This is a genomic window from Methylobacterium sp. ME121 (assembly GCF_000974725.1).
GTDB lineage: Bacteria > Pseudomonadota > Alphaproteobacteria > Rhizobiales > Beijerinckiaceae > Methylobacterium > Methylobacterium radiotolerans.
Map to the genome: position 1 here is coordinate 1 of NZ_BBUX01000116.1, position 11518 is coordinate 11518.

At 63.5% G+C, this 11518-nt stretch carries 8 protein-coding genes and 6 pseudogenes; 4 read left to right on the forward strand and 10 right to left on the reverse strand.

Annotation, left to right across the window (positions count from 1 at the left end):
- Window positions 1-56: 56 nt before the first annotated feature.
- The 3 genes and pseudogenes from ME121_RS31475 to ME121_RS34690 form a co-directional block, all read right to left on the reverse strand.
- Window positions 57-1028, reverse strand: coding sequence for an NAD-dependent epimerase/dehydratase family protein (locus ME121_RS31475; protein WP_059410230.1), 972 nt, complete (start codon window positions 1026-1028; stop codon window positions 57-59).
- Between the two features lie 5 nt (window positions 1029-1033).
- A complete protein-coding gene (gene gmd / locus ME121_RS31480; RefSeq protein WP_059410231.1) occupies window positions 1034-2008 on the reverse strand; it encodes a GDP-mannose 4,6-dehydratase in 975 nt (324 codons plus the stop codon).
- Between the two features lie 389 nt (window positions 2009-2397).
- A pseudogene (locus tag ME121_RS34690) lies at window positions 2398-2646 on the reverse strand (hypothetical protein); the annotation flags it as partial.
- A 120-nt stretch (window positions 2647-2766) separates the two neighbouring features.
- Between ME121_RS34690 and ME121_RS31485 the strand changes: the two are divergent.
- A pseudogene (locus tag ME121_RS31485) lies at window positions 2767-3318 on the forward strand (IS66 family transposase); the annotation flags it as partial.
- Between the two features lie 55 nt (window positions 3319-3373).
- Here the strand turns inward: ME121_RS31485 and ME121_RS34695 are convergent.
- Window positions 3374-3634: pseudogene (locus ME121_RS34695) on the reverse strand (IS5/IS1182 family transposase); the annotation flags it as partial.
- On the opposite strand from ME121_RS34695, the pseudogene ME121_RS31490 reads away from it, so the two are divergent.
- Window positions 3627-4396: pseudogene (locus ME121_RS31490) on the forward strand (transposase); the annotation flags it as partial. The pseudogenes ME121_RS34695 and ME121_RS31490 overlap by 8 nt on opposite strands.
- 36 nt (window positions 4397-4432) lie before the next feature.
- On the opposite strand, the pseudogene ME121_RS34700 reads toward ME121_RS31490, so the two are convergent.
- The 5 genes and pseudogenes from ME121_RS34700 to ME121_RS31510 all read right to left on the reverse strand — a co-directional run.
- Window positions 4433-4681, reverse strand: a pseudogene (locus ME121_RS34700) (IS5/IS1182 family transposase); the annotation flags it as partial.
- Between the two features lie 234 nt (window positions 4682-4915).
- Complete coding sequence (locus tag ME121_RS31495; protein ID WP_059410233.1) at window positions 4916-5989, reverse strand: FkbM family methyltransferase; 1074 nt, start codon at window positions 5987-5989, stop codon at window positions 4916-4918.
- Between the two features lie 209 nt (window positions 5990-6198).
- Window positions 6199-6798, reverse strand: coding sequence for an acyltransferase (locus ME121_RS31500; protein WP_059410234.1), 600 nt, complete (start codon window positions 6796-6798; stop codon window positions 6199-6201).
- 64 nt (window positions 6799-6862) lie between these two features.
- Window positions 6863-7150, reverse strand: coding sequence for a Dabb family protein (locus ME121_RS31505; protein WP_059410235.1), 288 nt, complete (start codon window positions 7148-7150; stop codon window positions 6863-6865).
- Between the two features lie 236 nt (window positions 7151-7386).
- The gene (locus ME121_RS31510) at window positions 7387-7980 is read right to left on the reverse strand and encodes an acyltransferase (RefSeq protein WP_059410236.1); all 594 of its coding nucleotides are present in this window, start codon (window positions 7978-7980) and stop codon (window positions 7387-7389) included.
- A 254-nt stretch (window positions 7981-8234) separates the two neighbouring features.
- On the opposite strand from ME121_RS31510, the pseudogene ME121_RS34705 reads away from it, so the two are divergent.
- Window positions 8235-8870: pseudogene (locus ME121_RS34705) on the forward strand (DedA family protein); the annotation flags it as partial.
- Between the two features lie 585 nt (window positions 8871-9455).
- Here ME121_RS34705 and ME121_RS31520 read toward each other — a convergent pair.
- On the reverse strand, window positions 9456-9971 hold the full coding sequence (locus ME121_RS31520; protein WP_059410238.1) for a hypothetical protein: 516 nt from the start codon (window positions 9969-9971) through the stop codon (window positions 9456-9458).
- Window positions 9972-10490: 519 nt separating this feature from the next.
- Between ME121_RS31520 and ME121_RS34710 the strand changes: the two genes are divergently transcribed.
- Window positions 10491-11285, forward strand: coding sequence for an ABC transporter permease (locus ME121_RS34710; RefSeq protein ID WP_089231621.1), 795 nt, complete (start codon window positions 10491-10493; stop codon window positions 11283-11285).
- Window positions 11286-11518: the final 233 nt, after the last annotated feature.

Here is an 11518-nt window from a genome sequence, read left to right on the forward strand (position 1 = left end):
AATCACGGGTAGCACCCGTTCGCTCCAATCGCGCACTTGTCTCTCCGCAGTCCTTCTTACGATTCGGCGACGGCAACCCGCATCCTGGCGTCGTCCAAGATCCGCGCCAAAGACGTCATTTTATCGATCTTCGGTGCCCAGCCGGTCGCTTGCTGGATGTGGCGGGCGTCCCCGAACGCCAGGGGCACATCGGATTGCCGCGTTCTTGCGGCATCGGGACGGATCTCGAAAGCGACATGGGATAGCGCACGGAGGCTCGTCAGCATGCTCTCTATGCTGCGCGACTGCCCGGAGCAGATGTTGAAGATCTGAGGGCCTTCAAAGGCCTCCGCGCATTGGAGAACCTTGATGTAGGCCGCCACGACATCCGAGACGTCGAGGAAGTCGCGCTGTGCGGAGAGGTTGCCCACCTCCACAAGGGGCGGGCGCCGCACGGCTTCGATCAGGGCGATCTGGTGGGCGAAAGAGGCGACCGCAAAGGCCAGATCTTGTCCAGGGCCGATGTGATTGAATGGGCGGAGCACAATCGGCTTGAGGCAGGTCCCGCCCGTCGACTTGAGCAACAGCTGCTCGCCTAGCCACTTGGAATGGGCGTACGCGTTCATCGGCTGCGGGGCTGTCTGCTCCGTGGCGGGACACCCATTGATAAACGCCCGTCCATAGACCTCGCTCGAACTGACGTAGGCGAAAGAACAGGGCTCTCCGGTTCGTTCGATTGCGTTGATCAGATTGTACAACGCGCCAAAATTGATGCGCCAAGTCTCAAATTTCGATCTGTCGGCGCGGAGTATCGAAGACTCGGCAGCGAGATGAAGCACCTCGGTCGGCCGAAATGTTCCGATCCGCTGCGCTACTGCGGCCGTATCGATAAGGTCGAGCGTCTCGTAGACAACCCCTTCCGGTACTTCCAAGGAAACCCGGCGCCCGATGCCCAGGATCTCGGCTGAGGCGAAGGCGTCACGAAACGCCCGGAGGACGTGTCTCCCCACGAACCCCGATGCGCCGGTTACGAGGATACGCTTAAGCACGCGGACTAGGAGAGGCGCTTGATGTCGGCGTCGACCATCTCGGTGATCAGCGCCTCGAGGCTGGTCTCGGCCTCCCAGCCGAAGGTCGCCTTGGCCTTGGCGGGGTTGCCCAGCAGCACCTCGACCTCTGCCGGCCGGAACAGCGCCGGGTCGACGATCAGGTGGTCGTCCACCTTCAGGCCGACGTGCTTGAACGCGATCTCGCACATGTCGCGCACCGTCGTGGTCCGGCCGGTGGCGATCACGTAATCGTCCGGGCGGTCCTGCTGCAGCATCAGCCACATCGCCTTCACATAGTCGCGGGCGTGGCCCCAGTCGCGCTTGGCGTCGATGTTGCCCAGCCGCAGCTCCTTCTGCCGGCCGAGCTTGATCCGCGCCACCGCGTCGGTGACCTTGCGGGTGACGAACTCGACGCCGCGCAGCGGGCTCTCGTGGTTGAACAGGATGCCGTTCGACGCGTGCAGCCCGAAGCTCTCGCGGTAGTTGATCGTCATCCAGTGCGCGTACAGCTTGGCCACGCCGTAGGGCGAGCGCGGGTAGAACGGCGTCGACTCGCTCTGCTTGGCCTCCTGGATCAGGCCGAACATCTCCGAGGTCGAGGCCTGGTAGTAGCGCGCCTGGGGCGCCGCCGAGCGCAGGCATTCCAGCATGTGCACCGCGCCGAGGCCGGTGACCTGCCCGGTCAGCAGCGGCTGCTGCCAGGACGAGGTCACGAACGACTGGGCCGCGAGGTTGTAGATCTCGTCGGGCTTGGCCGCCTGGACGATGCGCAGCAGGGCGGACTGGTCGAGCAGGTTGCCGTCGACCAGCTCGACATCGTCGAGGATGCCGAGCCACTTCAACCGGTGATCGAACACGCCGGCATGGCTGGAGCGCCGCACGATGCCGGTGACGGCGTAGCCCTTCTGCAGGAGCAGCTGCGCCAGATACGCGCCGTCCTGGCCCGTCACTCCCGTGATCAGCGCTCGCTTGGCCGTCATGAACCCGTCCCGTCCCAAAGATGCACGGCTGCTACAGCCCTGCGGGCACCCACGTCAAGTTTGAGCTGCGCGATGATCTTGTCGAGTTACGGACGGATCCTAAACCACGGGTTAGTGCGTTATTTTGCGGACATTGCAGGGTACATGTCGGAACGATAAGCTATTCGTGTCGATTTCTACAGTATTCGAGCCAGCCAGATCGATTTTGCGACTGGCGGTCCTTTTCAAGGCCCATTGCGATGCTTAGACGGCGTTCTACCGCCGAACGAGGCTCACAAGTTAGTCTCCCGCGGGTTGGCAGCCGCGGTGCTTGCGATAACCCTGCAATGAAAGTGAACGACGTCGCAGGGCACGATTGATCATCCCTTCGGCAGGCGATGCCAGCAGCGTCACTCCTGCTGTTCACCCAGGTGGCGGCGTACGACGCGGCCGCCAATGAGCCGCTTGTACGGGTTCGCCCTACCGCCCAGCAACGGGCGTCGATGCGGGCACTTGATGCCCGCGTGCCTATCGCTCACCCGCCGCACGCGTGCTATCACGTCGATATCTACCGCCATCTTGGCTGCATGGCAGGCTCGGCACAGCACTTGGCAGTTTCTGAGCGAGGCGTCATCGGTCAGCGCTGTCGGGGCGATGTGATCGAAATGGTGTCAGGCGATACGGCAAACTTGGTCCTTCCGCACTTTTGGTGCAGGCGGGTTCATGCCTTGGTGACCCGAGCACGGAGCCGGTCGGGCTTGACACAGCCATACCTCACGCGGCGCAAGTTCTTCGACGTTCATGCCAGGACCGGTTCGGCGGTCGCCTTCGAGGCTCTGGAACGGATCGGCGTGATCTACGAGGTCGAGCGATCCGTCAGCGGCAAGCCACCCGATGAGCGCCTGCGGCAGCGCCAAGCTCGATCACGACCGCTCACAGCGGCCTTGAAGTCCTGGGCTGAGACAATCCTGCCGCAGCTCTCCGGCGGCTCCGATCTCGCCAAGGCATTCCGCTACATGCTGGTGTGCTGGGCGGCGCTGACCCGGGTGTTCGACGATGGGCGGATCGCCCTCGACAACAACCCCGCCGAGCGGGCGCTGCAGTCCGTCGCGATCGGGCGCAAGAACTACCTGTTCGCCGGCTCGGAGCGAGGCGCCGAGCGGGCGGCCGCGTTCTACACGCTGATTGAGACGGCCAAGCTCAACGGGCTCGATCTGGAAGCCTACCTGCGCGACGTGCTCACCCGCCTCGCCGATCATCCGGCCAAACGCCTGGCCGAACTCCTGCCCTGGAACTGTTCAAGGGCCTCGGTCAACTCTCAGGCCGCCTGACCGATTGGGCCGCTTGGCGAGCCCTTACCGGATCCGTATGGGCCCGTAGTCAGTTCGGCGCGGCAACAGCCAGGGCGTTCAGGGCGGCCCGCAAGGTCTCGATGGCGCAGCCGAGGCGGTTGAGGCTGCGGACCGCATCGAGGACATGGGTCGCGTCTGTGCGCTGACGGCCACGCTTGGCCAGGAGGCCGCACTCCCGGCAGGGGGTGAGCAGGGTGTCGAACAGCAGGGCCTCGGCTTCGCCGGCCACGAGGCGGGAGCGGAACTCGCTCAGGACCGAGGCGTCGAAACCGGGATCGGTCAGGTCGAGGCCGACCGAGGGACTGATCGCCAAGACGGACCGGGTGGACGCCGCTCTGATCGGCCGCTTCGCTCACCGCATGAGCGAATTCCTCCGCCCCGTCCCGACGGCCGAGCAGGCTGCCCTCAAAGCCCTGTCGACGCGTCGACGCCAGCTCACCGAGCTGATCGCCATGGAACCGAGCTGACCGCCATGGAACCGAGCTGACCGCCATGGAACCGAGCTGACCGCCATGGAACCGAGCTGACCGCCATGGAGAAGACCCGGCTGGCACAGGCCCTCGACCCGAGGATCACCGACAGCCATCGGGTGGTCATCCAGACCTTGGAGCGGGCCTGCGCCGAGGTCGAGGCCGAACTCGGCCGACGCATCACAGCTAACCCGGTACTGGCCCGCAAGCGCGTCATCCTCACCTCGATCCCGGGGATTGGCCGGCGCATCGCCTGCGTGCTCATCACCGATATGCTCGAACTCGGGCAGATCGATCGCAAGGCCGCTGCGAGCTTGGCCGGCATGGCACCGCACCCCAGCCAGAGCGGAGCCTATCCCGGCCGGCACGCTATCGTCGGCGGCCGGCCGTGCCTGCGTACGGCCTTCTACATGGCCGGCATGGTCGCGGCCCGCGCCTGCCCGGAATTCCGCAAGCCCTATCGCGCCATGCAAGACGCCGGCAAACCAGCCAAGCTAACCATCTTCGCGATGGGACGTCGCCTCGTCACTTTGGCCAACGCCCTCATTCCTGACGACAAAACCTTCGACCAAAGCGATCTCATGACTTGACCCGCCATACAGTCGCCAATCGATGCGAGCTCACACCGCATCGGCCGCAAAGCGGTCGGACGGGTTCTCGGAAAACTGCAGTCGCGTGATCAGCGCCAGCCGCTAGGGGCAGGCCGCCGACTGTCCGACGTGTGCGAACAGGCCAGCGAACTGGATATCCGTGTCGATCGGACCGAGAGCATCCCGCAGCCTGAGATAGGCATGACCGCGTGGGAATGCGGCACGGGCGACGGTCGCGGTCTCGCGTGGGACGCGGGAATCGAGTGTGGGATGGGGAGACATTCTCGATCTCCCGGACAAGGCGCGCTCTGCGCCATGATCCGGAAACGCCCATCATCTCAAACCGATTCACCCAATTCGCCAACAATATCTAAACTGGAGCAAGTCCAGACGCTTAGCCCGCCGCGACGTCGGCCTCGCAGGAGAACGGATGAAAGCCGATCTGCCAGAGCGGTGCGGCGGGCAACGGAGAGATGGGGCCATGAACGCGGCCGGTCTGGATCGGCGCGACCGTGGTCAGAACACCCGCACCTTGTCGAGGTGCAGAAACGCGCGTTCAGCCAGTTGCAAGCGCACGTACCGGGCTTGCTCCCCCACGAGCTGGACTTGCAGCGGACGGCCATCCGCGCCGCCGAATGTGCGGCCAGCCTGATCGTGCACGCAGCGCCAAGTCTCGCCATCATCCGACAGGAGTACCTGTAGCGTCCGCGAACGCTCCCGGGCGCAGTCCATGCGATTGAAGACCCGCACCTCGTTCAGGGCGTGTACTGCCTCCAAGTCCACCTGCCACCACGGCGCGTCCTCGATGTCCGTGTGGAACCCGGGGCGCCCGGTCAGCGGACCGTCGACCCCCCCCTGCGGCCCGTTCGCCGCGTCGAAGTAAGACCACTCGCAAAGGCTGCTCTGCGCCGCCGGCTTGCCCTCGCTCACCACCCCATCGTAGTCGGGCATGCTGATGGCCCTTGATTTAGGCCGGCAGTAGAAGGCCTCGCCGTGCCCCGCACCGTTGAGGCGCAGCCACCGCAGGCGCAGGTCGAAGCCTTTCAGGAAGCCCGTGATCTCGTCCAGCGTGCAGCCGCCCTCGTAGAGCGGGGCCTCGCTAACCTCAATATAGACCCCGTCCACCGCCGGCAGGCTCCGCGTCGCGCCCCGTAGCACCTGCAGGTCGGAACCTTGCGCATCGATCACCAGGAGGTTGGGCATCCGTCCCGGACTGAACTCCGCTACAATTCGGTCAACTGTGGTCGTCACCATCCGCTGCGCCCCGGTGTAGACGATGTCCGGGTGGTGCTCGGCATGCACGCCGAGGGGCAGGAGACTCGAGGACTGGCCGCCGTTACTGGCCACGTTGAACATGACCTCCTCGCCCTCGCGCTCGGCACACACTGCCTGGATCGCACGGTGGAACGGCATGGCGGCGAGGTTGGTCCTTAAGGCCGAGAAGGCCGCGTCGACCGGCTCGACATAGAGGCAGGGGCTGGCGCCATTAGCCTCGTAATCGTGTCGTTCCTGGCCCTCGTTGGCCCCAATATGGAGAATGCTCTCCACCCAGTGACCCGCGAGATTCATCTGTTCCAACGCATCCAGCATGGATCACCCGCTGCGGCAATTCGGAAATCGGCGAGGCTCGCCCCCCGGCCCTGCGCGCCGTCGATGGGCATCGGACAGGGCTCGTCAAGCGGTGGGATGATCGGGGCCTCGCACGCGTGACACCTCGGGAGGTGTCGCGGCAATGCGGCGAGGGCAAGGCCGCCCGCGACGAAGGGGCCGCGCGGGGCGCTCGGCGAGAGGGCGGCCGTTCAGATCAAGTCGTTGCGCCACGACACCCGGGTGCGGAGCACCTTGGCGGGAATGCCCCCCACGAGGACGTTGGCGGCGACCTCGCCGCTTACGAGGGAATTGGCGGCCACGATCGAGCCGTCCCCGATGGTGGTGCCCTTCAGAAGCGTCGACCTAGTCCCGAGCCAGACACGGTGACCGACCTGGATCGGGCGGGGTGGGTTGACCCGCTCGCCGGTATCCACGTCGACGATCGAGTGCATGTCGCTGACCGTGAAGCTCACCCCGCCCGCGATCAGGCAATTGTGGCCGATGGTGATGTCTCGGGCCTCGTGCGCGGCGATCGAGGCGTCGCCCACGAAGGCGGTGTGCTCGCCGACGATCAGCTTCGATGCGGCCAGCAGGTAGACACGGAGGGTCTCGAGCCGGACGTGGTCGCCGACGTGGATCGTTCCGTGCGATCGGCACAGAATCGACATGCCGTTGCAGTTCGACCCGTGCCCGATCACCACGTGGTTGTGGTGTCCCTCGAAGGTGATCGTTCCATCGTAGGTCTCCAGGAACCCGGATGGCGCGTCGACCTGGTTGTTCGCGCCGCGGTCGTCAATCCTGACAGGCATATCGTTGAGCTACCCCAATCTGGAAGCCGCTCTGGGCTCGGGCGCGCAAGACCCGGCCAAGATTCTACTCGGCGACATGCATGGTGACATCGGCCTGCGACAGCCCGTTCAGGATGGTCGCGTAGTCCGGCAGCGCGTGGAACGCGTCACGCGCCGACGGGCTTCCGAAGATGACGACGAACGCATGCGTAAAGCCTTCCGCTCGCGCGCGCAGATCGACATCCGGACCGCAGGCGAATGAGGCGACCTCCCCGACGCGGTCGCACAGCCCGATGAGCGACTGGAGAGTAGCATCGCGCTCCCGTTGTGTCGTTCCGGAGCCGAAACGCAGGAGGAGGGTATGGCGGATCATCGGGCAATCCCGGTTCGATCTTGTTCGCCACTCACGTGTCGTCCTTCATCACTGCGGCACGCGGATTCGCAACGCATCATCGCAGCCCCTTCACTGATCCGCTCCGCACCGGATCGCGCGAATGTCCGAGCTTACCCTGCTGAATGTCCGGCGTTCTTAGCTCAGCGGCAACAGGAGCGCTATCGGTCTGGACGGGGCACATGAAGCGTCGCGGATCCGAAGCGCGCGGCAGCACATCAGTGACTCCAGCAAACGCCAGAGCGCAGGAGCCGGGCCGGATTGCCGACGATCAGACTGTTGGAGTCGAAGTCGCTGGTGACGATCGAGCCGGCACCGACGACAGAGTCTCGGCCGATACTCGCTCCCTTCAGAATCATGGCCCGAGCTCCCACCCAGACGTGTTCCCCGACCCGAATATCGCTTGCCCAATTAATGCGCTCGCCCGTGGCGACGTCGAACACCGGGTGGAAGTCCGAGGCGCTGAATACCGTATCTCCCGCGATCAGACAGCGCGCACCGATGCTGATCTGGGCACCCTCATGTGTGCTGAGGCTTACAGCACCCGCGAAGCCAACCTCGCGCCCAATGTCGATCCGCGCGCCTTCGCCGAACGCGTTGAGGGTGAGCCGTCCAATCACACAGTCCGCGCCGATCGTGACTGAGGCATGCGAGCCGATGGCGAGAGAAAAATCTCCGCTGGTCACCGGCCCGTCGATCTCGACGCGCGCGCCCTCGCCGTTGAACAGGATGCTGCCGGTGGAATAGCGCCGAAATTTCTCCGACAGCACGATGTTGTTGGCGCTGAGGTTACCGCGAATCTCGACCGTCATGCCCGCTCGTCTAGGGTGCGCAGAGTGCAACGACATTCGTTTAGAGCCCCGTCGGCCTGCACTGCAATAGATGATACGGCTGCGTGGAGTGCCTGTCAGCGAACGATCAACCCAGGAGAATCTCTCAGCCTTATAGCTCGCCTGGCATCCGGAGACCGGGATGCGCCACGGTCGCGACAGTATGCCTTCGCGTCACTGTACCGCCACCTTCCTAGAGCCAACAGTCGGCGCTTTCCGAAACAAAGGGACGCTGGATGACCTCCCTGCACGATCTGCCGATCACCGACCTGATCGCGCACTATGGCTACTTCGCCATCTTCGCCATCATCACGCTGGAGAGCGCCGGGCTGCCGCTGCCCGGTGAGACCATCCTGCTGACCTCGGCCGCCTATGCTGGCAGTACCGGCAACATCAACATCGCCGTTGTGGTAGCAATCGCCGCAACTGCCGCGATCCTGGGCGACAATGCCGGCTACTGGGTGGGCCGGCGATGGGGCCTACCCCTGCTCCTGCGCAAGGGCCATCTGATTGGGCTCGACCATGGTCGGCTCAAGCTCGGCCAATACCTATTCCGCCAGCATGGCGGAAAGATCGTGTTCTTCGGCCGCTTCACCGCGATGCTGCGCGCCTACGCGGCCGTGCTCGCCGGCGTGAACAAGCTCGATGCCCGCCGCTTCATAGCCTTCAACGCTTTCGGTGGCATGGCTTGGGCCTCGATCATGGGTTTTGGTGCCTACCTGTGCGGGCGCTCGATCGAAAATCTCATGGGGCCGGTCGGGCTGAGTCTGCTCGCCTTTGTCCTCTTCGGCGCTGTGGCGCTGTGGCTGTTCATGCGCCGGCACGAAGCACGCCTCATGGTCGCTGCAGAGGCCGCGATCCCGGGTCCGCTGGTCGGGCCTCTGGTCCAGGACACCTCGACGCTAGCAGCCAGCCCAGCAGAGAACTGGGGTTCGCCGGCGGCTCGAAGCAGTCCAGACCAGCAAGCCTTCCAGATCCAGATGGAAGCGCTCCTCAGACAGCGCGAGGCCGAACCGCCTCAGACCGATCCCGAGGCGAAGGCTGAGCACGCGGCAGCCTTGCCCTGGTGGTTCAAGCTTCCAGTCCTTCTTCTCCTCGCAGCCGTCGGCATGGCCCTGGCCTCGTGGCACGACGGCGTGACCGGCGGCCTATATGGGCGCTTGGCCAGCCACATCGGCACGATCGGATTAGGCTTTCTCCTATCCATTCCCGCGGCCCTTCTGATCTGGATCGGTTGGCGTCTGCGGCAGCAGCCGACATCCGACACCGACTCGGAGGCCAGCGGTTCGCTTGAAGTGCCCGCGTGAGCGGGCGCCGCGTTCTGAGGGCGCCGTCAAGCGGTCAACGCGCGGCGTCCACGGTCGCGACGGCCAAGTCAGTGGCCTGACCGCAGTTCCAACTCAATCGACCGGCCGCGTTCCCGGTCCAGCCTCGCGCCTCGGCGAAACACATCCGCCTCACTCCGCAGCGCTTGCGTCCGCATCCCCGTCCGACTGAGTCTCGTCCGAGGCGTGCTCAGTCGCAGCATCGTTGTGAGCGATGGAATCGACGGCGACGTAGAAGTCGCCTCGGCGCACCGCCTCACCGCCCGTGACCATCATGCTCAGATACGTATTCAACGTGTTTGGGGCGACGTCGGGTAGGCGGCGCTCGATCTCCGCGTGCGACAACCCCTGCGGTCCGGTTCCGTCCAGAAGCGCCTTCAATCGACCTTTCGCCGAATTTGCCCGGGGACCACGGCTGCCGCGCCCGGTTGCACGACGTGAGTGGGTCTGCATCTCGTCCGCAGGGATGAGCTTGGGAAATGCGCTACTCTCCTCAACATCGGTGCCCTCGACGATCACTGCAAGTGATCGCTCGGCCGTTCGAAGCTTGTTCAACTCGCTCGTGATGCGCTTGTAATCAGTCTCAAGATCCGCTCGCCGTTTCCGCACATCGGCCAGGGCCTTCGCCAGCGTGTCATCTCCGACCATCGACTCGTTCTCAAAAGCGTCACCGGAGAGATGCTTGGGCCATAAGCCGTTCGAGACGTCAATCGACCCGCCTGATCGCCAGCTACGATCGACAGAGTCGCTCGATGTACGGCCGTCGACCGACCGTGTAATATGGAGACGGGCGAGCGCTGGTCGGCTCTATCCGGACGCTGCGAGGGCGTCGCTTCCCGATCAGACACCGGCGCGTCCAGGCGCAGAACCGCGAGCTTCGCTACCGTTGCCGCGACCTACGGTGCAGGACCGGATAGGCGGGTTGATCTGTCCCGTATCGCAGGCAACCTTTCACGCGGATCCTACTCTGTCTCAGGCCGACTCCGATCGAGACGGGATCCGAGGCGGAGAGGATGCATCGGACGGCAACCGTCCCAACGGACCGTGTTCCTGCCGACAGCGTTCAGCCTGGACGCGCAGACCTGCCGGGTCGGGTCGACCCGGTGACACAAACGCACTTTCGCCCATGTTTGCGCCGATGCCTCGATCGAACCGAGGTTTGGTCCCATGATTGTCTCTACGCCGGCCGACAAGCGCCGGAGCCCGCTCGAATCATATTTGCATGTCCTACATGCGCTTATCCTGCGCGATATGCGCACTCGATTCGGCGCATCCATCTGGGGCTACGGCGTCGTAGTTCTGTGGCCGTGCGTCCACATCTTCTTGCTGATCGCGATCTACACATTCCAGAAGCTACCTGCGCCACTCGGCGATGATAGAGCAATGTTTTTCGCAACCGGCGCTGTTCCTGTTCTTTTATTTCAGTATATTTCCCGCGAAGTCATGAAATCTGTGATCATGAATCGCCCTTTGACGTACTATCCTCAGGTTAAACTTTTTGACTTGATATTTTCACGCATCCTCGTCGAGATCGTCACTGGCTTCCTAGCGCTGCTCGTTGTCAGCTCAGTGCTTGTGGCGATAGGGGTAGATCCGATTCCTTCGGACCCGCTTACTGCCGTCGGCGGCTATATAGCCGCGATCATTCTCGGCATTGGGGTGGGGACAATTAACGTCGCAATCATTGGATTTTTTCCAGGTTGGATGATCGGATACGCGCTTTTCAGTATCATATTGTATGTATCTAGCGGCGTGATGTTTATGCCGAGCTATCTTCCCGAAAAAGTGTACTTCTGGATGAAATTCAATCCCGCACTACAAACGGCGGAATGGGTAAGATCTGCATACTACCCATATGCAGGACTTCAGGTAGACTACTTGTATGTAATAATGTTCGGATTAACGTCTACCACCATCGGCCTATTTTTGCTCAAACATGTCGTAAGCAAAATGCAAGGCTGAGGGATTGCGAGGCTGACGTGCTGCATGCGTTGATGGCTTCAGCGCGCTCGCCAAGTCATCGACTTGGCGAGCAATCGTCAACGGGCATTACAGCTCCGGACCGAGCCCTCATCCTTGCTAACAGGCCGGATGACGCCGCTTGGAAAAAAGCGGGAGGAATTAGATGGTCGGTCCCGCTATGTGGTGGTACGACTGATGCCGCATGGAAGGAGGCGCTATGGGACAGGTCCTCC